Here is a 19,655-nt window from a genome sequence, read left to right as displayed (position 1 = left end):
GTTCGCCGTCACTTCCGCCGGTCCGTCACCTCCGACGAGGGCTCCCAGGTGCTCAACGGGTCGCCGTCCACGGCCAGTTCGGCCGCCGCCCGTTCGAGGGCCGGCCGGTGGCCGAAGAGGCCGGGCAGGCCGCCCGAGTGCAGGAAGACCGTGCGCCGGCCGGGTGTGATCTCGCCGGCCTCGACCGCCGCCGTCAGCCCGGCCATCGCGCGTCCGGTGTAGATGGGGTCGAGCACCATGCCCTCGGTGCGGGCCGCCAGCGTGAGGGCGGTCATGACGGGTTCGGTGAGGGCGGAGTAGCCGGATCCGACCTGGTCGAGGCGGATCCGCAGGGACTCCGGCGGGCAGTGCGTTCCGGAGAGACCGGAGACCAGGTGCGACACGACGCGGCCGGGGTCGGCGACGGCTCCGACGTGAACGCCCAGGACCCGCTCGGGTCCCAGCGCCGCGACCAGTCCGGCCATGGTGCCGCCGGAGCCGAGGGCGACCACCACGGTCGCCAGGTCGGCGGCCTGGGTGAGGAGTTCCTGTCCGCATTCGACATAGCCACGGGCGCCGAGCACGCTGGAGCCGCCGAAGGGGATCAGCGCGGGCACGGCGCCGCGGTCGCGCAGTGTGCCCGCCACATGCCGGGCGATGGAGGCGAGCTCCTCCTTGCCGACATCACCGGCCCACACCACCCGCGCGCCGAACAGTCCGTCGAGCGTGAGATTGCCCGACTCGGACGATCCGGGGCCGCCGGTCAGTACGAGGACGACGTCCAGTCCCAGCCGGGCGCCCGCCGCCGCTGTGAGACGCGCGTGGTTGCTCTGCGGCGCCCCGGTCGTCACCAGGACCGTCGCGCCGTCGGCCAGCGCCGCCCCGCAGGTCCATTCCAGCTTGCGCACCTTGTTGCCGCCGCCGCCGAGACCGATGAGGTCGTCGCGTTTGACCCACAGGTCGTCGGCGCCGAGGCCGAGTGCGCGGGCGAGCCGTGGCATCGGTTCGAGCGGGGTCGGCCAACTGCCGAGGAGAGTGCGGGACGGCTGCCCGTCACCCGTAGAGATGGTCACCATGGCTCTACTCTGCCTGCCGACGCTCCCGCTCGCCGCGCACGACGTGCCGTCGGACCACTCCACGTGACCACCTCGCGCGATCGCCGCGCGCGCGGCCTCCCCGACTCTGCCGACGCTGCGGCCTACTCGGCGTCCTGGTCTGCGGCCGTACGCCCGACCAGCCGTTCGTAGCGCTGGCGGGCGGCCTGCGGGGTGCCGAGACCGAGACCGAAGGCGACCTCCTGCCAGGTCATGCCCCGGCCGCGCGCCATCTGGAGGAGTCCCGCCTCCAGTTCGTCCATGTCCCCGCGGGCGCGCGGCACGAGGCTCAGAGCGGCGGTGATGTCGGCGTGGTCCACCTCCGGCTCACCCGCTTCCGGCTTCGCCGCCCCGCTGAGCAGGAACGACACGAGCCTGACCGCCTCGTGCGGCGCGATGACGGACGGATGCGTCTGCCGGCGGCGCTGGGTCTCCGTGGCCGCGTGCCGCTCGGCGATACGGAACAGGGACGCGTGCACGCGGTGCGCACGGGCCTGGTCCGGGTGAGGGGCGGTGAAGGGGTCGGAGGGGTGCTGATCGGAAGTCGATGACATGCACACCAGCATGGTTCGATACACAAGCCGATGTCAACAGTTCATGTTGAACACTTCGTTCAAGTCCGTCCTCATGGGCGGTACACCTCGCCGGGCTCCGGAAGCGCCGGGGCGAACAGCTGCGGAACGGTGACGAACGTGTAGCCGCGTTCCTTCAGCCGCTTGATGATCCCGGGCACGGCGGGGACCGTCCCGTCGTAGATGTCGTGGAGCAGGATGATCCCGTCGGCGGACGCGTCGTCGACGATGCGCTTCTCGATGAGGTCGGAATCGGTCGTGGAGTAGTCCTTGGCCGTGGCGCTCCACAGGACTTGCGAGAGGCCGAGTTCGCGGGAGATGTCCGTGACGTCGTCGTTGGTACGCCCCTGGGGCGGGCGCATCAGCGTGGGCTCGCTCCCGGTGATCTTCGCGATGGCGTCCTGCGTGCGGGAGAGCTCCTCGCGTATCCCGTCCCGGTCGAGATCGGTCAGGATGCGGTGGCTCCAGGTGTGGTTGGCGACCTCGTGCCCCTCGTCGGCGATACGGCGGACGGTGCCGGGATGGGCCAGTACGTGATTCCTGCCCAGCAGGAAGAAGGTCGCCGGCACCTTCTCCTCCCTGAGGATGTCCAGCAGCCGGGGCGTGTCCTCGCCGGGGCCGGCGTCGAAGGTGAGGGCGATGCACTTGGCCTCGGCGCAGTCGACGGAGCCGTAACTCCCCTCGCCGTCACCTCCCGCGTCCGCCCTGACTGAGGCGGGCGAGAGGGTCTGCGTGCCGCAGCCGGTGAGGGTCAGGGCGAGGGCCGCGACGACGGCGAGTGCGGCGGTGGCCGTACGGCGCACACGCGCGATCGGGGCGTTTTCGGGCATGGCGGAGCGGGGTGTGGCGGTTGCGGACATGTCGGTGCTCTCTCTGTGTTCTCGCGGCGCGTTTCCGCGCTCGGCGTTGAACCGCTCGGCGTCCACCGGTCACCGGCCTGCGGGTGACCGGGCACGACGGGACCCACCCCCGGGCCTCGCGGTGGTGTGCGCGCGAGCGGGGCTGTGCGGAAGGTGAGGTGGGCGCTGTCGCGCGGAGAAGGGCCCCCGGAAGGGCTGGTGCTTACATCCGGGGCCCGTCACCGCGAGCGGGCGCGGGATCGGCCGGACGGAGCCGGGCAGGGCAGAACATGCCGGGCCAGGCGGTTTCCCATGACATGCGAGTCACTATACACACGCTGTATACGCGGAGTGTATAGAGGTTCGGAAGCCCATCACCGAGGGGAGGCAGTACGGTGAACCCGCTCAATTCGTACGTTGGAGCGCCCCGTTACGGGAACACGCTCCGGGACAGGCAAGGCCCGCGCCGCAGGAGGCCATGGAAACGATGGACGTCAACCTCACGGTCGCCCTGGTCGTCGCAGCCGTCGCGGTGGTCGCGATGCTCGCCACGACGATCGTCCTGTTCGTCAAGGTCTTCCGGACCCGTGCGCTGCTGCGCGAGGCCGGGGTGCCGCTGAGCAACCGCGCCGCGTACTGGGGCGCCCTCATCTATGTGGTGAGCCCCGTGGACCTGCTGCCCGACCCCGTCTACCTCGACGACATCGGCGTCCTGCTGCTCGCCCTGCGGTCCCTGGCCGCGGCGTCGTCCGGCGCCGCGGCCAGGGGCCGTGAACGCAAAGAATCGCGGACGAGTGGCACTCGTCCGCGATCCCTGGGTGCCCCGTGAGAACCCGTTGGTTCCGGTCGGGTCAGCTGATGCGGTGGACCAGCTGGGTGTTCAGTTCGTAACGCGCGCCGACGATCTGCAGCTCACCCGCGGCCACCTTGGCGGCGAGGTCGGGCTCGGCCGCCAGGCGCGAACGGACCAGGTCGACCTGCGCGCTGACCGTGGCGTCGACCCGCGCGTCACCCTGCTGCGAGTGGTCGATCGCGGGCTTGATCTGGTCGGCTATGTACTGGAGGGAGGCGGGCAGGTGCGCGCCCGTCTCGTCCGCGTGGACAGCGGCAGCCACGGCGCCGCACGACTGGTGTCCGAGGACCACGATCAGCGGGACGCCGAGTTCCAGGACACCGTAGGTGGCGCTGCCGAGCACGGCGTCGTCCAGGACCTCACCGGCGGAGCGGACGGTCATGAGGTCGCCGAGCCCCTGGTCGAAGACCAGCTCCGGCGGAACGCGGGAGTCGATGCAGCCGAGTATCACGGCGAAGGGCGCCTGGCCGGACACGAGCGACTGCCGCACGCCCTGAGACTCGTGCGGGTGCTGCTGGTTGAGGGTGCGCCACCGGCGGTTACCGGCAGAGAGTTCCGCCAGCGCGGCGGCGGGGGTGCTGGGCCTGGGACGCGTCGTGGGCTTCCGGGTGGCGGCACCCGCCGGCGTGGCGCCGGCGATGAGTCCGCTTCCGGCCGCTGTGGCGACCGCCGCGGTGGCGACGGAGGCGCGGAGCAGTGCGCGGCGGCTGGTCGCCACCGGCATCTGAGCATGCGTGGTCATTTTCACGCACGGACGTTAACTCTCGTAACATTAAAGAACTTTCATACATGCGAAGTCTTGGCTGCCCCTTGAATATCCCTTGGTCATAGATGAGCCGAGTGTGACCATTTACGATCACTTCGCGACGTCCAGTGATGACCGTCGAGCACTCCCGGAACTCCTGTGCGCGATGGTGCGAGAGTCCCGAACTACGCCTGCGACAACGGGAGTTCAGGCCCAGTACATCCGCCGTTCAACAGGCCGCGCACACCGCTCAGCGGAAGACACCGCTGTAGGCGTTGAGGGCGGGCTGGCCGCCGAGGTGCGCGTACAGCACGTTCGAGGTCGCGGGGATATCCCCGCCGCGTACGAGATCGATCAGCCCGGCCATCGACTTCCCCTCGTACACCGGGTCGATGATCATGCCCTCCAGCCGGCCCGTGAGCCGGATGGCGTCGAGCGTGGACTCCACGGGGATGCCGTACAGATCTCCGGCCCAGCCCTCCAGGACGGTGATCTCTTCCTCCCTCAAATCCCTTCCCAGACCGATGAGTTCGGCGGTGGCGCGGGCGATCTTGGCGACCTGTGCGCGGGTTTCGCCGATCTTGGCGGAGGCGTCGATGCCCAGGATCCTGCGGGGCCGGTCCTGTCCGGCGAAACCCGCGATCATGCCCGCGTGCGTGCTGCCGGTGACGCTGCACACCACGATCGTGTCGAAGAAGACGCCCAGCTCCTGCTCCTGACGCGCCACCTCCTGGGCCCAGTTGGCGAAGCCGAGTCCGCCGAGAGGGTGGTCCGAGGCGCCGGCGGGGATCGCGTACGGGGTGCCGCCCCCGGCCTCGACATCCGCCAGCGCCTGGCGCCAGCTGTCTTTCGCGCCGATGCCGAACCCGGCCTCGACCAGGCGTATTTCGGCGCCCATGACACGGGACAGCAGGATGTTGCCGACCTTGTCGTTGACCGCGTCCGGCCAGTCGACCCAGCTCTCCTGGACCAGGACCGCTTTCAGTCCGAGGCTTGCGGCGACGGCCGCGACCTGTCGCGTGTGGTTGGACTGGATGCCGCCGATGGTGACAAGGGTGTCGGCTCCCCGCGCGAGGGCGTCGGGGACCAGATACTCCAGCTTGCGGGTCTTGTTCCCGCCGTACGCGAGACCGCTGTTGCAGTCCTCGCGCTTGGCCCAGATACGGGCGCCGCCGAGATGGCCGGAGAGGCGGTCGAGGGGATGGACGGGGCTGGGGCCGAAGAGGAGGGGATGGCGCGGGAAACTGTCGAGGGACATCTCGGGCTCCTTGAGGCTTGGGGTCAGTCGTCGCTGTCGTCGGCGGCCAGCGCGTCGAGAAGCGGGGCGAGGGTCTGCCAGTTGGCGCGCGTGGCCGCCGCGGCTCCGTCCACGTCTCCGGCGGCGCACCGCTCGATGATCCGGTCGTGCTGGGCGACCGAGCCCCGGCCGCTCAGCGAGGAGAAGCGGAGCCGCTCGACACGGCGCAGGACCGGTGTGAACTGTTCGAGCACGGCGTGCAGCGCCTGGTTCGCGGCTGCCGTGACGGCGACGCCGTGGAACGCGTCGTCGGCGGCCAGCGCCGCGTCCACGTCGTTCCTGGCCAGGGCGTCGGCGAAGCGGGCGTTGGCGGCGCGCATGGCGTCGAGTTCGGCGGTGGAGAGGTTGGGGAGGGCTTCCCGTACGGCCAGTTCGTGCATGGCGGCGGTGACGGACTGCGCACCCCGGGCCGCCCTGAGGTCGAGCGGGCTGACGATCGTGTAGCGGCCGGGCTTGGTCCGTACGAGACCGGTCTGCTCCAGGCGTCCCAGCGCCTCCCGGATGGGGGTGCGGCTGATGCCCAGCCACTCCACGAGATCACTGTCGTTGAGCCGCTCCCCCGGTGTGAGCGTGCCGTCGACGATCGCGTCCCTGAGCGCCTGGTAGGCGTTCTCCCGCAGGAGCGATCTGGAGACGAGCCCTCGGCTCTGGGGTACCGGCATGCAATATATTGCACATCGCCGAGTCGGATGCGTCAAGGCCGAGGAGGGATCCCGGGCGCGCCGGTCCGGTGCGGTTGCGGGTGTTCCGGGGCGCTCAGCGCACGCCGCGCGGGCGGAACTGGACGCTGATGCGCGCCCCCACCGCCCGCGCCGTCTTGGGGACGGCGTGCTCCCAGGTGCGCTGGCAGGAGCCGCCCATCACGATGAGGTCGCCGTGCCCGAGGGGCCTGCGAACGACGGAACCGTGCCGGTGCCGCGGCCGTAGCACCAGATCCCGCGGGGCGCCGACCGACAGGATCGCGACCATGGTGTCCTCACTCGAACCCCGGCCCGTCCGGTCGCCGTGCCAGGCGACACCGTCGTGGCCGTCGCGGTAGTAGCAGAGTCCGGCGGTCGCGAAGGGCTCACCCAACTCCTCGGCGTAGTGCGCGCTCAGCGCGTCGCGCGCCTCGTCCAGGACCGGGTGCGGGAGGGCGTCGGGCGTGCCGTCGCCCTCTCCGTAGAAGGCCAGCAACCTCGGGACCGCCACCTCCCGCTCGTACATCCGCCGGCGCTCGGCCCGCCACGGCACGCCGGTGGCCAGCTCCTCGTGCAGCGCGTCGGCCCCGCCGAGCCAGCCGGGGAGCAGATCGATCCACGCCCCGTCACCGAGCACGGTCCGCCGGATGCCGGTGAGCGGACCGAGCCGGATCTCGTCGGTCTGGTCGAAGAGGGACCCCTGCGCGTGTGCTGCCATACCTCCAGCATAACCACACATTCGAACGCTTGAGCGATTCGCGTTGTTCGGGTCCTAGCCGGTGGCCCGCCGCGCGGGCTCTCAGCCCAGCGCCTCCCGCCGGTCCAGCCACTCGCGCGGTACGCCGTCCACTCCCGTACGCGCGCCCACGACGCCGCCCGTGATGGCGCATGTCGTGTCGACGTCGCCGAAGGCCTCTGCCGTCGCCCACAGCGCGGCCTCCAAGTCGTCCTGGTGCCGGACCGCGGTCCAGAGCGCGAAGGGCACCGTGTCGTCGGCCCGGATGCGCTGACCGTTGCCGAGGATGTCCGACGCCTTCCACGGCTCGGTGTCGAAGGAGACGTCCACCGCCCGCGCGAGGCCGTCACGTACCGGCCCCGGCGGGGTCGCCTCCACGACCGCCGCGAGCGACAGTTCGCCGCGGACCGAGAGCGCCGCCGCGACGGCGACGGCCACCGCGCCCGCGATGCCCTGCGGATGGGCGTGGGTCACCTCCGCCGACAACGTGGCCTGTTCCACCACGCGTTCGAGATCGTCGGCGAACCACGCGCCGAGGGGCGCGACGCGCATCGCCGCCCCGTTGCCGAGGCTGCCACCCTCGAAGAGGGTGGGCGCGAGGGTCCGCCAACTCGCCGGTTCCGCGAGGAGTTGGGGCAGCAGGATGTGCATGCCGTGCCCGTAGCCCCGCGCCTGGTCGGCGTCGAAGGTGAGCGCGAAGCAGCCGGCGAGGCGGTCCTGATCGATGAAGCCGCCCTGGTCGAGGACCCGTTGGACGGCCAGCGCCATCGCAGTGTCGTCGGTCCAGTGCCATCGCGGCTCGCTCGGCGTGACGCGCGCCCTGATCTCCGCGTACGCCCGCGACCGGTCACGGAAGAGCGGGAACCAGCGCTCGCCGAAGGCGTCGCCGAGCGCGAGCCCTTCGAGGCTCCTGCGCGCGGCGGCAGCCGAGGGAGCGGATGGTGCGGCGGGTGCGGCTGTTCCGGACGGAGCGGTACGGGGCCGGGCCGGAGGTCGCGTCGGTGGGGTCATGCGCCCCATGGTGCCGCCGACGGCCTCCGGCCGTACATCCGTTTTGCGCCGCCCCCGGCCGGTGACCGCGCTCAGCTGAGGCAGTTCGCGGTGCGGGGGTTCGCCGGGTCGAGGGCGTTGAGGACCAGCCGGTACATGACCGTGCTGTAGGCGATACCCAGGTGCGCGCTCATGTCGACCGAACACGCGTCCTGGAGGTCCAGATTGTCCACCGGAGCGTCGGTGCCCGCCTTGAGGTACTGCTGGCGGTAGGGGGTGACCACCTCGTCGGTGCGCGTGACGACGGTCGTGTAGCGGACGCCCGGCACGGTGTCGCCGCCGGCGTCCAGGCGGGCGTTGACGTCGGAACCGATCGTCTGGTCCTTGGCCGCCAGCCCGGCCATCTGCGCCGCGGTGTCCAGCACGCGCAGCGACCTGGCCAGGGACGCCATGCCCGACGCCGTGGTGCCGTGGTTGCTCGGGGCGATGCCCACCAGGCGGTGGGTCTTCGCAGCGCCCCCTTCGAACTTCAGGTACCAGCGCGGCAGCAGCCCACCGCCCTGCGAGTGTCCGACCAGATCGACCTTGTCGGCGCCGGTGGCGTTCAGGACCTTGTCGACGAAGACGGCCACCTCCTTGGCGGACTCGGGGATGTGGCCCCTTCCCTTGAACACGTCGCCGTCGGGTGCGCCGAAGTTCAGGGCGTAGACGCAGTGGCCGGCCTGCTTCAGAACAGGTGACAGCCCTGACCAGTTGGCGTACGCGTTCGCCCAGGTGCCGTGGATCAGCACGACGGGCCGCGGGTGCGCGGCGCTCGGCTCGCACGCCCAGTCGTTGGCGCCGGGCGGTGACATCTCGGGGGCGGCCTGCGACCGGGCGAACGCGGCGGAGAAACTCGCCAGGCCGGCGTTGGGGGCGGCCGCCGAGGTGCGGGCGGAGCCCGCCGTGACGGAGATGGAGGGAGACGACGAGGATGAGGGCGCCGCCGCCGCGACGGCGATCGCTACGGATCCGACCAGTGCGGCGGCGACATGTCTGAGCTTCAACAGGGCTCCCACGGGTGAGGCCCCCGCTCGGCCCCGTACGTGTCCCGGCTCCGGCTCCGGAGTTCAGGGACACCACGCCGGAGACGGGGGCGTCTATCGATGACGCCCGCCATCCGACCCCATGCGGACCCGCACCGGCGGGATTGCCCCATCGGTGGGCGCGGAGCGCGGGCTCACACGCTCAGCGCCTCCCGTACGTCCCGCTGCGCGGCCACGCCGCCCGCGCCGGTGGAGGTGACCCGGCCGGACTCCAGCACGTAGTAGTGCTCGGCGGCGCGCAGCGCGAAGCCGACGTGCTGTTCGACGAGGAGTACGGAGAGCCCGCCCGCCGCGCTCAGCCGCAGCACGGTCTCCTCGATCTCGGCGACCACCGACGGCTGGATGCCCTCGGTGGGCTCGTCGAGGAGCAGCAGACGCGGTTCGGTGATCAAGGCGCGGGCGATGGCCAGTTGCTGCCGCTGGCCGCCGGACAGCAGCCCGGCCCGGCGGCCGAGGAGCCCGCGGAGCGCGGGGAAGAGGTCCAGCGCGGCGGCCATGGACGCCTTGCCGCCGCGCCGGCCGTCGGCGACGAGCTGAAGGTTCTCCCCGGCGGTCAACTGCTGGAAGCACTGCTGGCCCTGCGGTACGTAGGCCATGCCCCGGGCGACCCGCTCGTGCGGCGCCAGGCGCGTGATGTCCTCGCCGTCGAGCCGCACGGTTCCCCCCTGCGGTCCGAGGAGGCCGATCGCGGTGCGCAGCAGGGTGGTCTTGCCCGCGCCGTTGTGTCCCAGCACGGCCACCACCCCGTCGGCGGGAACGGTGAGGGACACACCGTGCAGGACGGAGCTGCGGTCGTAGCCGGCCCGGACGTTCTCGATCTCCAGCATCATGCCTCCTGCGCGGCGGGCGTCCGCGGGGGTACGGGAACCCCGGTGGCACCGGTGTCGGTGACGGGCGCGTGCCCGAGGTAGACCTCCTGGACCCCGGGGTCCGCCTGGACCTGCTCGACGGTCCCCTCGCTCAGCACCCGCCCGGCGTGCAGGACGCTGACGGTGCGGGCGAAGGAGCGCATGAAGTCCATGTCGTGCTCGATGACGACCACGGTCCGGTCGCGGCTCACCTTCTGGAGAAGCAGCCCCGTGGCTTCCCGTTCCTCGTGGCTCATCCCGGCCACCGGCTCGTCCAGCAACAGCAGCCGGGCGTCCTGAACCAGCAGCATGCCGATCTCCAGCCACTGCTTCTGACCGTGCGCGAGCACTCCGGCGAGCTTGTCACGCTGCGCGGTGAGACCGATCTCCTCCAGGGCGCGCAGGACGCTCTGTGGTGTGGACCGGCGTCTGCGCAGCAGCGTCAGGGCCGAGCGGCCGGCACCGGCGGCGATGTCCAGGTTCTGTTCCACGGTCAGCCGCTCGAAGACGGTGGCGGTCTGGAAGGTCCGGCCGATGCCCGTGCGGGCGATGCGGTGGACGCTGCGCCCGAGCAGTTGCCGGCCGTCGAACTCGACCGATCCGCTCGCCCGGGAGAGGCCGGTGACGGCGTCGACGAGGGTGGTCTTGCCCGCACCGTTCGGGCCGATGAGGAAGCGGATGTCGCCCCTTGCGACATCGAGGTCGACCCCGTCGACCGCGGTGAATCCGTCGAAGGAGACCCGCAGGTCGCGGATGCTGAGCAGGACGTCGGGTGTCGTCGTCCCCGTCATGAGGTCACCTCCGGTGCGGCGGGTACGGCGGACGGTGTGGTCGGTGGCGCCCCCGGTGCGACGGGTGGCGTCTCCGGTGCGGCCGAGCGGCGTTTGAGCAACGCGGCGAGGGACGCGAGCCCGCCCGGCAGGAAGCCGACCACCAGCACGAACAGCAGCCCTTGGGCGTAGGTCCAGGCCGCCGGGAACTCCTCCGAGAGCGCGGTCTTCGCCCAGGCCACGGCGATCGCGCCGAGCACGGCGCCGACCAGCGACGCGCGCCCGCCGAGCGCCGCGCCGATGACGAACTCGATCGACGGGACGATGCCGATGAGGGCGGGCGAGATGATCCCGACCGCGGGGACGAAGAGGGCGCCCGCGAGACCGGCGGCGCCCGCGGCGACGACGTACGCGAAGAGCTTCACGTTGGCCGGGTCGTAGCCGAGGAACCGTACACGTTCCTCGGAGTCCCGTACGGCGACCAGGAGTTCGCCGTAGCGGCTGTGGATGAGCTGACGGACCAGGATCATCAGGATCAGCAGCACGGCGGCGATGACGAAGTAGACCATCCGCTGGTTGACGGGGTCGTCCAGGTCGTAGCCGAAGAATCCCTGGATGTCGGTGAGGCCGTTGGTGCCGCCCGTGGTGCCCTGCTGGCCCACGAGCAGGATGACCATGGCGACGGCGAGCGCCTGGCTGAGGATGGCGAAGTACGCGCCGCGCACCCGGCGCCGGAAGATGAGTACGCCGAGCAGCGTGGCGACGGCCATCGGCAGCAGGACGGTCGCCGCCAGCGCGAAGACCGGGTTCTCGAACGGCCGCCACCACCAGGGCAGTTGGTCGACCTGTCCGTACAGCTGCATGAAGTCCGGGAGTTCGCCGGGCCCGGCGTCGGCGAGTTTGAGGTGCATGGCCATGGCGTAGCCGCCGAGGCCGAAGAAGACTCCCTGGCCGAGCGTGAGGAGTCCGCCGCGGCCCCAGGCGAGGCAGATGCCGACGGCGACGATCGCGAAGCAGAGGTACTTCGCGAGGAGCGAGAGCCGGAAGTCGCTGAGGAGCGCGGGGGCGAGGCCGAAGAGCGCGAGTGCCCCGAGGGCCAGGATCGCGGCGGCGCGCAGCCGCTTCGTGCCGGTCCGGTCAGTCATGCCAGGCTCCGGGTGCGCAGGGTGAACAGGCCTTGGGGGCGCCATTGGAGGAACGCGACGATGGCGACGAGGACCACGACCTTGGCGATGCTGACGGTGGTCGAGTACTCCATGACGGACTGGAGCATCCCGAGTGCGAAGGCGACGATGACGCTCCCCTTGAGCTGGCCGATGCCGCCGACGACCACGACGAGGAAGGCGTCGATGATGATGTTGGTGCCCATGGTCGGGCCGATGGGGCCGACCAGTGTCAGCGCGACACCGGCGAGGCCGGCGAGACCGGACCCGATGAAGAACGTCGTACGGTCCACCCGCGCGGTGGCGAGTCCGGACACCTTCGCCAGATCGCGGTTCTGCACGACCGCGCGGATGCGGCGGCCGAGCGGGGTCAGCCGCAGCAGCAGCGTGATGCCGACCACCGCGGCGATCGCGAGGGCGAGGATGAACAGGCGGCTGTTGGCGAGGGTGAGGCTGTCGCCGCCGGACTCGTACAGCGTGGTGTGACCGGTGAGCCAATCGGGCGCGCGGGTCTGCACGTTGGGCGCGCCGAAGATGTCACGGGCGAGTTGCTGGAGGATCAGCGAGACGCCCCAGGTGACGAGGAGCGTGTCCATGGGCCGCTCGTAGAGGCGTCTGATGAGCAGCATCTCCAGCAGGACGCCCAGCGCGCCCGCGACGAGGAAGGCCGCCGGCAGGGCGACGAGCAGGGACACTCCGGCGCTGCTGACGGTCTGCTGGACGACATAGGCGGTGTAGGCGCCGGCCATGATGAATTCGCCGTGCGCCATGTTGATGACGTTCATCTGCCCGAAGGTCAGGGAGAGTCCGAGCGCGATGAGCAGCAGTACGGCGCCGATGCTGATGCCGATGAACAGCTGACCGATGATCACCGTCATGACAGGTCCGCGGCCCAGTCGTAGCCCTTGAGGAACGGGTCCGGCTTGACCGGTCCCTCGGACTTCCAGACCTCGGTGATCAGCCCGTCGGGGCCGATCCTGCCGATACGCGCGGTCTTGTGGATGTGCTGTGTCGCACCGTCCACGGTGACCTTGCCCTCGGGGGCGTCGAAGGTGATGCCGTCGGACGCCTCGCGCACCTTGTCGACGTCGAAGGAGCCGGCCTTCTCGACCATGGCCTTCCACAGATGGACCGAGGTGTACGCGGCCTCCATGGGGTCCGATGTGGGCTTGTCCTGGCCGTACTCGGCCTTGTACGCCTTGACGAAGGCGGTGTTCGCCGGGGATTCGGTGGTCTGGTAGTAGTTCCAGGAGGTGAGCTGGTCCTTCAGGTACGGGGCGCCGATCGACTTGACCTCTTCCTCGGCGATCGAGACCGAGACGACGGGCATGGTGGCCGCGGTGAGGCCGGAGGACTTGTACTCCTTGAAGAAGGCCACGTTGCTGTCGCCGTTGAGGGTGTTGAAGACGGCGTCGGCCTTGGCGGACTTCACCTTGCCCGCGATGCTGCTGAACTCGGTCGAGCCGAGCGGCGCGTAGTCCTCGCCGGCCACCGTCATTCCGTTGGCCTTCGCGTACGCCTTGATGATCTTGTTGGCGGTGCGCGGGAAGACGTAGTCGCTGCCGACCAGGTAGAGGGATTTCTTGCCCTGCTTCTTCAGATAGTCGAGCGCCGGCACGATCTGCTGGTTGGTGGTGGCGCCGGTGTAGAAGATGTTGGGCGACTGCTCCAGGCCCTCGTACTGGACGGGGTAGAACAGCAGCGCGCCGTTCTTCTCGAACACCGGCTTGACGGCCTTGCGGCTCGCGGACGTCCAGCAGCCGAAGACCGCGGCGACACGGTCCTCCCGGATCAGCTTCTCGGACTTCTCCGCGAACGTCGGCCAGTCGGACGCGCCGTCCTCGCTGATCGCCTTTACCTGTTTGCCCAGCACGCCGCCGTCCGCGTTGATCTCCCCGATGGCGAGATTGAGCGCGTTGCGTACGGTGACCTCGCTGATGGCCATCGTGCCGGAGAGCGAGTTGAGCAGACCGACCTTGACGGTCTTGCCCGAGACGTCGGCCTCGACGCCCTTGCCCTCGGCCGACGCGTCACCCGTCTTGGCGCCGCAGCCGGTCAGTACCAGTGCGGTGGTGGTGACAAGTGCCGTACAGCTCAAGGCTGTTCGGATCGCGCGGGAAGCGGGCATCGAAGCCTCCTCGCCCCCGGACGGGGGCCGTGAAGTGCGGGTTGCGTTGACGGCAACGAGCCTCGGGGGGCGCGGTTTCCCCGTTGTTTCACGGCAATTAATACTTCCCGCAGGAAGTAACTCGACTATGGGCGCTCCTGGTTGGCGCGCCGGTCAGTGCGGCCGGTGGTCCTGCCGGTCCGGCCGCAGCTCGGTCAGCACGTCGAAGTCCAGTCCGTCGGCCCGCGCGAGATAGATGCGCTGGCTGACATGGCGCCGGCGCAGCCGCAGGTGTCCGCGCGGCCCTTCGTACGACACCTTGTCGGCGCCCGCGCCGATCGCCGTCACATCGAGGGTGCGGGCCCGCTCCACCAGGGCCGCGAGCAGCAGCACTCCCTCGTAGCAGGACTCGCCGAGGCTGCCGGGCAGGGGCGCCTCGATGCCGAACCTGCGGGCGTACAGCCCGTGGAAGTCGAGGGTGTCCTGGTTGGCGAGGGAGGCGAAGAAGCCGGCGGCGCTGTACAGGTCGGTGGTGGCGTCGGCGCCGCTGGCCAGCAGCATGTTCTCGTCCATGAGGGTGCTCAGGCGCGGCGCGCGTACCGGGAGTCCGGCCGAGGCGAAGGCGCGGTTGAAACGGACGGCGTCGCTGCCGACGAGCAGCATCAGTACGCCGTCGGCGGCCGACCGCTCGATCGCCCGCAGTACGGGGCCGAACTCCTCGGTGCCCAGCGGGAGATACGTCTCGCCGCAGACGACTCCCCCGCTCTCGCGTGCGTAGCCGTGCGCGGCCAGCGCGGTGCGGCGCGGCCACACGTAGTCGTTCCCGACCACGTACCAACGCCTGATACGCCGCTCGTCCGCCAGCAACCGCATCGCCGGGCGCAGTTGCGCGGCGGGGGTCTCACTCGTCAGATAGACGCCGTCTGTGCGCTCGCCGCCCTCGTACAGCGCCGTGTACACGTACGGCACCCGGTGGGCGATGCGGGGCGCGAGGACCTGCCGTACGGAGGAGATGTGCCAGCCGGTCACGCCGTGCACCGCGCCACTCGCCACCAGGGTCTCCACCTCGTCCGCCACCCGGTGCGGCGGGGCGCCGCCGTCCACCGGGACGAGGCGCAGCTCCCGGCCGAGGACGCCGCCGTTGCGGTTGACCTCGTCGGCGGCGAGCTGCGCGCAGAGCCCGCAGGCGGGGCCGAAGATCCCGGCGGGCCCCCGCATGGGGTGGACGAGCGCGACGCCGATCGACGTGTCGTCGGCGTGCCAGATGGACCGGCGCATCGCCCCATGATTGCCCGGTCCGGCCGGGGATCTCCGTGCTGTCCGCCCTGTGGAACGCGGAGCGTCCGTCCACACTTTGTACGATGGACCGGCCACCGGACCGAGGAGCGAGCGGCCCATGCCCTCTGCGCGTCAACCCCACGACCTGGTACGCCTGTTGACCGGTGCCGAGCGGCTGGTACTGCGCCGGCTGCGCACCGTGCTGGACGCCGCCGGCTGTTCGGTCGACGCCTGGCGCGTGCTGTCGCTGCTCTCGGACGGACAGGGCCACCGCATGAGCGCGGTGGCGGACTGCGTGTTCCTGCCGCCGCCGACGCTCACCAAACTCGTCGACCAGTTGGTCGACCAGAATCTCGTCCACCGCCGTGTCGACCCGCTCGACCGCCGCCGGATCCTGGCGTATCTGACCGACGGCGGGCGCGCGTTGTGGTCCCGGCTGGACCGGGAGATCCGCGACGACTGGTCACGGCTGCCGATGACGGTCGAGGAGGACGAACTCACCGAGTCGCTGGGCCGGTTGGTGTCGACGCTGGAGGCTTCCCCGGCCCGGACGGCCACCGGTTTGATCCAAACGACAGGCCCTAGGAACGGGCCGTGAAGGGCGGGTGCGTTCCGTTGAGGTAGTGGTCGCCGATGTCGCGCAGGCGGTGGGTGGGTGAGCTCTGCGCGGTCAGCGCGCGGGCGTTGCGCCAGAATCTGTCGAGCGCCGGTCCGCCGTCGAACGACGTTGCCGCTTCGGTGAGTTCGAGGATGCGTGTGGTGATGTCGACCGCGGATCTGCTGGTGACGGCCTCGGCCGCCGCGACCAGGACGGCGATCTCGGCGCGCTCGTCCATGCCGAGGTCACGCCCGGTGATCAGGCCCTGTTGCAGGGCGTCCGTCGCGCGTTCCACGACGGCGGCGGCGGTGTGCGCGGCGGTCGCCAACTCCCCGTAGGCGAGCAGGAGATACGGGTCGCCGCTGGGCCGTACGGCGTAGGTGGTCGCGCCCGCTGCCTCGGAGCGCGGTGCGGGCAGTACCGCCCGGCTGACGTCGCGGGCCTCGGCGAGGGCGCCCTCGGCGATGCCCAGGGCGACATGGCTGAGGACGAGGCGCAGGGCGAGCGGCGCGAGCGCGGTGAAGGCGGAGACCGCGTGCTCGTCGCGCGGTGTCGCGCCGAGGATGTGGCCCGCGTCCACGGGCACGTTGTCGAAGTCGACGCTGCCCGCACCGGTGAGGCGCTGGCCGAGCCGGTCGTCGTCGGTGCCGGCGAGTACGCCGGGGTGGGCCGGGTTCACCAGCGCGACCAGCAGCTCGCCGGTGTGCGTGGAGGTCGCCCCGACGACCAGCCGGTCGGCGACGGTGACACCGGCGGCGATGGTCCTGCGGCCGTTGAGGAGATAGCCCGAGCCGGCCGGGGCGAGGGTGAGTCCGGGGCCGCTCTCCAGTTCCGGCAGGTCGGTGCCGCCGCCGAGGAGCAGACCGTCGCCGACGGCGGGGGCTTCGGCCGTATCGTCCGACGCGCCGAAGAAGCGGCTGCTCCAGGACAGCACGTAGTGCCGGGCGATGAGTTCGCCGATGGAGCCGTCGGCCGCCGCGATCTCGCGGATCACGGCGGTGGCCGTGCGCCAGTCGGCGCCGCTCTCGCCGCCACCGTCGGAGGCCGTACCGGCCCGGCCGAGGGGCGGGGGCGGCGTCAGGAGCGCGGGCAGACCGGCTTCGCGCAGCCGAGCCACCTCGTCGTACGGCGGCTTGCCGGCCCGATCACGGGCGATCGCGTCGGCGGCGAGGTCGTCGGCCACCTCCCGCGTGACGCGCGGCCACATCGCGTCGTCGGCCACGGGGGGCTTGCGCAGGGCAGCGGTTCGGACCACGGGTTTCGTCGGCACGGTGCCGGCCACCTCCAACATCCCTAGGTTTCCCACTGGATTAGTAGGAATACTGGCACGGAGTCATCCCTGCCCCAAGTGCGTGTTCATATGGTGGACTCGCGTTCCGGTCAGCGAAACCGGGGTGGGGCGGCCCTCGGGCCGTCCCGGTCATTTCAGGGGTTCGTCCAGGCTTCCGGGTCCGCCGCAAGGGCGGACACGTCGTCCGGCAGCCCGGCCGAGGCGACGTCCGCCAGCGTCACCACGTCCAGAATCTGGCGGACATTCGCCCGCACCGCGATCCACAGCGGCAGCAGCGACTCGGCGGGCCCGCTGTAGGAAAGCTCCGGCGGTCGGACCCCGCGCACCGAGACGAGGGGTCCGTCCACCGCCCGGATGACATCGGCGACCGTGATGGAGTTCGCGGGCCTGGCCAGCCGGTATCCGCCGTTGCCGCCGCGCCGGCTCACCACGAGCCCGCCGCGGCGCATGTCGTTGAGGATGCCTTCGAGGAACTTGTGAGGGATGTCCTGGGCGGCGGCGATCGCCTCCGCCTTCAACGGGGCGTCGTCGGGGGACGTGGTGAGCTCCAGCGCGGCACGTACCGCATAGTCCGCTCTGGCTGAAATGCGCATGTGCGCAGTATCGCGTACGGCTCCGGGCCGGGCCGTGCCCGGTGAGCCGCCCCCTCACCCCGATCAGCCACCCACCGGGTCGAACAGCCGGTTGGCCGGGCGCTCCAGCCCGTAGTGCTCGCGCAGCGTCGTACCGGTGTACTCGGTGCGGAACAGGCCACGCTCCTGGAGGATCGGCACGACCTGGTCGACGAAGACCTCCAGACCGGAGGGGAGCAGCGCCGGCATGATGTTGAAGCCGTCGGCCGCGCCGCTGTCGTACCAGTGCTCGATCGTGTCGGCGACCTGCTCCGCCGTGCCCGCGAAGGTGCGGTGCCCGCGGCCACCGCCGAGCCTGCCGATGAGTTGACGTACCGTCAGGCGCTCTCGTCTGCCGAGCTCCACGACCAGGGTGAAGCGGCTCTTGGCCCCCTGGATCTCGTCCTCGGTGGGGATGTCGTCGGGCAGTTCCTCGTCGAGGACCAGCCGCTCGGCGGGCACGCCGAGGAAGTTCGCCAGTTGACGCCGGGCGTACTCGGGGACGATGTGCCGGTCCAGCTCGGCGTCCAGTTCCAGGGCGTCGGCCTCCGTGTCGCCGATGACCGGCACGATCCCCGGCAGGATCTTGATGCCGTCCGGGTCACGGCCGAGGGCCGCCGCGCGCTGCTTGACGTCCTTGTAGAAGGCGACGCCCTCCTCCAGGGTCTGCTGTGCGGTGAACACGGCCTCCGCGTAGCGCGCCGCGAAGTCCTTGCCGTCCTCGCTGGACCCGGCTTGTACGAGCAGGGGGTGACCCTGCGGGGAGCGGCGTACGTTCAGCGGCCCGTCGACCCGGAAGTGGGGGCCGCGGTGCTCGATCCGGCGGACGCGTTCGGCGAGCGCGTACACACCGCGTGCCTTGTCGGCCACCACCGCGTCGTCGGCCCAGCTGTCCCACAGTTTCGTGGCCACGTCGATGAACTCGGCCGCCCGCAGATAGCGCTCGTGGTGGGGTGGGGTGTCGTCGAGGCCGAAGTTGCGGGCGGCGTCGGCGCCCGCCGTGGTGACGATGTTCCAGCCGGCGCGACCGCCCGAGACATGGTCGAGGGAGGCGAACCTGCGGGCGAGGTTGTACGGCTCGTTGTAGCTGGTGGACGCGGTGGCGATGAGGCCGATCCGGCTGGTGACGCCGGCCAGTGCGGTGAGCAGCACGGTGGGTTCCAGAATGCTGGCGGGCCGGCGGCCCGGGTCGCCGTGCAGGGCGGGGCCGTCGGCGAGGAAGAGCGAGTCGAGTCTGCCGCGCTCGGCGATGCGGGCCAGGTTCTTGTAGTGCTCGACGTCCGTGCCGTCGGCGGGACTCTGCGGGAGCCGCCAGGCGGCCTCGTGGTGGCCGACGGTCATCAGGAAGGCGTTGAGGTGCAGGGGCTTGCGGTCCGGGTCGCGTGACATGGGTCTTCTTCTCCTGGGGCGGGGTGACGGGTGCGTGAGTGGCGACGCTTGGTGCCGGGTGCTCGGTGCCGGGTGTTCGGTGCCGGGTGTTCGCGACGCTCAGAGCGCGAGGTACCGGCCGTCGTGGAACAGCAGCGGGCGCCGGCCGTCGTCGTGCGCGGCGTCCTCGACGCGGCCCACGACGATCCGGTGGTCACCGGCCGGGACGATCTGCTGGATGCTCAGCCGCAGCCAGCCGGCCACGCCGTCGAGCACGGGCTCCCCCTCCGGCAGCCGCCGCCAGGCCGTCGGCGCGGCGAACCTGTCTATGCCGCTGGTGGCGAACGTCCGTGCCAGCGGCTCCTGTTCGGCACCGAGGAAGTTCACGACGACCGAGGAGGCGCGCTCGATCGTCGGCCAGGACGAGCCGGTGAGGGCGATACCGAACGACACGAGCGGTGGGGAGAGGGAGAGGGACGTGAGCGAGGTGGCGGTGAAACCGACCGGACCGAGGCCGGCGTCGGCGGTGACCACGACCACTCCGGCCGGATATCGGCGGAACACTTTCTTGAAACGCTCCGGGGCGATACCCGAAACGAGATGCGACGACACGGTGACAGTCAACGTCTCCCCCAGAAAGAGAGGTGGAAGCAGCGGAAAAGGGCATGCGGTGGCCACACACGGAGCCGTGGGACGAGTCGGTACTACGCGTTTCGGTACTACGCGTTTCGGGGCGCGCGAGGCGGGCCGG

At 70.9% G+C, this 19,655-nt stretch carries 21 protein-coding genes; 2 read left to right on the top strand and 19 right to left on the bottom strand.

Annotation, left to right across the window (positions count from 1 at the left end):
• Positions 1 to 8 precede the first annotated feature (8 nt).
• The 3 genes from ACFWHU_RS25340 to ACFWHU_RS25330 all read right to left on the bottom strand — a co-directional run bounded on the left by ACFWHU_RS25340 (position 9) and on the right by ACFWHU_RS25330 (position 2,475).
• Positions 9 to 1,055: a D-cysteine desulfhydrase family protein gene (locus ACFWHU_RS25340; protein WP_385800235.1), complete on the bottom strand. Its 1,047-nt coding sequence runs from the start codon at positions 1,053 to 1,055 to the stop codon at positions 9 to 11.
• 122 nt (positions 1,056 to 1,177) lie between these two features.
• Positions 1,178 to 1,627, bottom strand: coding sequence for a DNA-binding protein (locus ACFWHU_RS25335; RefSeq protein ID WP_385800237.1), 450 nt, complete (start codon positions 1,625 to 1,627; stop codon positions 1,178 to 1,180).
• A 71-nt stretch (positions 1,628 to 1,698) separates the two neighbouring features.
• A complete protein-coding gene (locus tag ACFWHU_RS25330; RefSeq protein WP_385800379.1) occupies positions 1,699 to 2,475 on the bottom strand; it encodes a polysaccharide deacetylase family protein in 777 nt (258 codons plus the stop codon).
• A gap of 487 nt (positions 2,476 to 2,962) precedes the next feature.
• On the opposite strand from ACFWHU_RS25330, the gene ACFWHU_RS25325 reads away from it, so the two are divergent.
• On the top strand, positions 2,963 to 3,313 hold the full coding sequence (locus ACFWHU_RS25325; protein WP_385800239.1) for a DUF1232 domain-containing protein: 351 nt from the start codon (positions 2,963 to 2,965) through the stop codon (positions 3,311 to 3,313).
• Positions 3,314 to 3,335: 22 nt separating this feature from the next.
• Here ACFWHU_RS25325 and ACFWHU_RS25320 read toward each other — a convergent pair whose 3' ends face one another.
• The 12 genes from ACFWHU_RS25320 to ACFWHU_RS25265 all read right to left on the bottom strand — a co-directional run bounded on the left by ACFWHU_RS25320 (position 3,336) and on the right by ACFWHU_RS25265 (position 15,036).
• Positions 3,336 to 4,079 carry a carbonic anhydrase gene (locus ACFWHU_RS25320; protein WP_385800240.1) on the bottom strand — a complete coding sequence of 248 codons (744 nt, stop codon included), beginning with the start codon at positions 4,077 to 4,079 and terminating at the stop codon, positions 3,336 to 3,338.
• 253 nt (positions 4,080 to 4,332) lie between these two features.
• The gene (locus tag ACFWHU_RS25315) at positions 4,333 to 5,340 is read right to left on the bottom strand and encodes a 1-aminocyclopropane-1-carboxylate deaminase (RefSeq protein ID WP_387227382.1); all 1,008 of its coding nucleotides are present in this window, start codon (positions 5,338 to 5,340) and stop codon (positions 4,333 to 4,335) included.
• A gap of 23 nt (positions 5,341 to 5,363) precedes the next feature.
• Positions 5,364 to 6,041: a GntR family transcriptional regulator gene (locus tag ACFWHU_RS25310; RefSeq protein ID WP_385800244.1), complete on the bottom strand. Its 678-nt coding sequence runs from the start codon at positions 6,039 to 6,041 to the stop codon at positions 5,364 to 5,366.
• A gap of 94 nt (positions 6,042 to 6,135) precedes the next feature.
• A complete protein-coding gene (locus tag ACFWHU_RS25305) occupies positions 6,136 to 6,777 on the bottom strand; it encodes an alpha-ketoglutarate-dependent dioxygenase AlkB (RefSeq protein ID WP_387227380.1) in 642 nt (213 codons plus the stop codon).
• An 81-nt stretch (positions 6,778 to 6,858) separates the two neighbouring features.
• Positions 6,859 to 7,806: an ADP-ribosylglycohydrolase family protein gene (locus tag ACFWHU_RS25300; RefSeq protein ID WP_387227378.1), complete on the bottom strand. Its 948-nt coding sequence runs from the start codon at positions 7,804 to 7,806 to the stop codon at positions 6,859 to 6,861.
• A 71-nt stretch (positions 7,807 to 7,877) separates the two neighbouring features.
• On the bottom strand, positions 7,878 to 8,831 hold the full coding sequence (locus ACFWHU_RS25295; protein WP_385800250.1) for an esterase/lipase family protein: 954 nt from the start codon (positions 8,829 to 8,831) through the stop codon (positions 7,878 to 7,880).
• A 173-nt stretch (positions 8,832 to 9,004) separates the two neighbouring features.
• Positions 9,005 to 9,697, bottom strand: a complete 693-nt coding sequence (gene urtE, locus ACFWHU_RS25290) for an urea ABC transporter ATP-binding subunit UrtE (RefSeq protein ID WP_387227617.1) — start codon at positions 9,695 to 9,697, stop codon at positions 9,005 to 9,007.
• Entirely contained in the window at positions 9,697 to 10,509 is an 813-nt protein-coding gene (gene urtD / locus ACFWHU_RS25285) for an urea ABC transporter ATP-binding protein UrtD (RefSeq protein WP_385800252.1), read from the bottom strand. The genes urtE and urtD overlap by 1 nt, the downstream gene beginning before the upstream one ends.
• The gene (gene urtC, locus ACFWHU_RS25280; protein WP_387227376.1) at positions 10,506 to 11,633 is read right to left on the bottom strand and encodes an urea ABC transporter permease subunit UrtC; all 1,128 of its coding nucleotides are present in this window, start codon (positions 11,631 to 11,633) and stop codon (positions 10,506 to 10,508) included. The genes urtD and urtC overlap by 4 nt, the downstream gene beginning before the upstream one ends.
• A complete protein-coding gene (urtB, locus tag ACFWHU_RS25275; protein WP_385800256.1) occupies positions 11,630 to 12,529 on the bottom strand; it encodes an urea ABC transporter permease subunit UrtB in 900 nt (299 codons plus the stop codon). The genes urtC and urtB overlap by 4 nt, the downstream gene beginning before the upstream one ends.
• Entirely contained in the window at positions 12,526 to 13,779 is a 1,254-nt protein-coding gene (gene urtA / locus ACFWHU_RS25270; RefSeq protein WP_385800258.1) for an urea ABC transporter substrate-binding protein, read from the bottom strand. The genes urtB and urtA overlap by 4 nt, the downstream gene beginning before the upstream one ends.
• A gap of 153 nt (positions 13,780 to 13,932) precedes the next feature.
• Entirely contained in the window at positions 13,933 to 15,036 is a 1,104-nt protein-coding gene (locus ACFWHU_RS25265; protein WP_387227373.1) for a substrate-binding domain-containing protein, read from the bottom strand.
• A gap of 118 nt (positions 15,037 to 15,154) precedes the next feature.
• Here ACFWHU_RS25265 and ACFWHU_RS25260 point away from each other — a divergent pair, with 118 nt between their 5' ends.
• Complete coding sequence (locus ACFWHU_RS25260; protein ID WP_385800262.1) at positions 15,155 to 15,634, top strand: MarR family winged helix-turn-helix transcriptional regulator; 480 nt, start codon at positions 15,155 to 15,157, stop codon at positions 15,632 to 15,634.
• Here the strand turns inward: ACFWHU_RS25260 and ACFWHU_RS25255 are convergent.
• From ACFWHU_RS25255 to ACFWHU_RS25240, 4 genes are all read right to left on the bottom strand, one after another.
• Entirely contained in the window at positions 15,618 to 16,904 is a 1,287-nt protein-coding gene (locus ACFWHU_RS25255) for an acyl-CoA dehydrogenase (RefSeq protein WP_387227371.1), read from the bottom strand. The genes ACFWHU_RS25260 and ACFWHU_RS25255 overlap by 17 nt on opposite strands.
• A 155-nt stretch (positions 16,905 to 17,059) precedes the next feature.
• Complete coding sequence (locus ACFWHU_RS25250; protein ID WP_385800266.1) at positions 17,060 to 17,518, bottom strand: RrF2 family transcriptional regulator; 459 nt, start codon at positions 17,516 to 17,518, stop codon at positions 17,060 to 17,062.
• Between the two features lie 63 nt (positions 17,519 to 17,581).
• Positions 17,582 to 18,925, bottom strand: coding sequence for an LLM class flavin-dependent oxidoreductase (locus ACFWHU_RS25245; RefSeq protein ID WP_387227369.1), 1,344 nt, complete (start codon positions 18,923 to 18,925; stop codon positions 17,582 to 17,584).
• Positions 18,926 to 19,024: 99 nt separating this feature from the next.
• The gene (locus ACFWHU_RS25240) at positions 19,025 to 19,528 is read right to left on the bottom strand and encodes a flavin reductase family protein (RefSeq protein WP_385800270.1); all 504 of its coding nucleotides are present in this window, start codon (positions 19,526 to 19,528) and stop codon (positions 19,025 to 19,027) included.
• Positions 19,529 to 19,655 lie beyond the last annotated feature (127 nt).

It is taken from the genome of Streptomyces sp. NPDC060366, from assembly GCF_042725135.1.
Lineage (GTDB): Bacteria > Actinomycetota > Actinomycetes > Streptomycetales > Streptomycetaceae > Streptomyces.
Note: the sequence above shows the minus strand (reverse complement) of the source record. Positions and strands in the feature narration are given on the sequence as shown.

Coding starts and splice junctions, on each gene's coding strand:
- ACFWHU_RS25340 (WP_385800235.1), bottom strand. CDS start 1,055: ATGGTGACCATCTCTACGGGTGACGGGCAGCCGTCCCGCACTCTCCTC.
- ACFWHU_RS25335 (WP_385800237.1), bottom strand. CDS start 1,627: ATGTCATCGACTTCCGATCAGCACCCCTCCGACCCCTTCACCGCCCCT.
- ACFWHU_RS25330 (WP_385800379.1), bottom strand. CDS start 2,475: ATGCCCGAAAACGCCCCGATCGCGCGTGTGCGCCGTACGGCCACCGCC.
- ACFWHU_RS25325 (WP_385800239.1), top strand. CDS start 2,963: ATGGAAACGATGGACGTCAACCTCACGGTCGCCCTGGTCGTCGCAGCC.
- ACFWHU_RS25320 (WP_385800240.1), bottom strand. CDS start 4,079: ATGACCACGCATGCTCAGATGCCGGTGGCGACCAGCCGCCGCGCACTG.
- ACFWHU_RS25315 (WP_387227382.1), bottom strand. CDS start 5,340: ATGTCCCTCGACAGTTTCCCGCGCCATCCCCTCCTCTTCGGCCCCAGC.
- ACFWHU_RS25310 (WP_385800244.1), bottom strand. CDS start 6,041: ATGCCGGTACCCCAGAGCCGAGGGCTCGTCTCCAGATCGCTCCTGCGG.
- ACFWHU_RS25305 (WP_387227380.1), bottom strand. CDS start 6,777: ATGGCAGCACACGCGCAGGGGTCCCTCTTCGACCAGACCGACGAGATC.
- ACFWHU_RS25300 (WP_387227378.1), bottom strand. CDS start 7,806: ATGACCCCACCGACGCGACCTCCGGCCCGGCCCCGTACCGCTCCGTCC.
- urtE (WP_387227617.1), bottom strand. CDS start 9,697: ATGCTGGAGATCGAGAACGTCCGGGCCGGCTACGACCGCAGCTCCGTC.
- urtD (WP_385800252.1), bottom strand. CDS start 10,509: ATGACGGGGACGACGACACCCGACGTCCTGCTCAGCATCCGCGACCTG.
- urtC (WP_387227376.1), bottom strand. CDS start 11,633: ATGACTGACCGGACCGGCACGAAGCGGCTGCGCGCCGCCGCGATCCTG.
- urtB (WP_385800256.1), bottom strand. CDS start 12,529: ATGACGGTGATCATCGGTCAGCTGTTCATCGGCATCAGCATCGGCGCC.
- urtA (WP_385800258.1), bottom strand. CDS start 13,779: ATGCCCGCTTCCCGCGCGATCCGAACAGCCTTGAGCTGTACGGCACTT.
- ACFWHU_RS25265 (WP_387227373.1), bottom strand. CDS start 15,036: ATGCGCCGGTCCATCTGGCACGCCGACGACACGTCGATCGGCGTCGCG.
- ACFWHU_RS25260 (WP_385800262.1), top strand. CDS start 15,155: ATGCCCTCTGCGCGTCAACCCCACGACCTGGTACGCCTGTTGACCGGT.
- ACFWHU_RS25250 (WP_385800266.1), bottom strand. CDS start 17,518: ATGCGCATTTCAGCCAGAGCGGACTATGCGGTACGTGCCGCGCTGGAG.
- ACFWHU_RS25245 (WP_387227369.1), bottom strand. CDS start 18,925: ATGTCACGCGACCCGGACCGCAAGCCCCTGCACCTCAACGCCTTCCTG.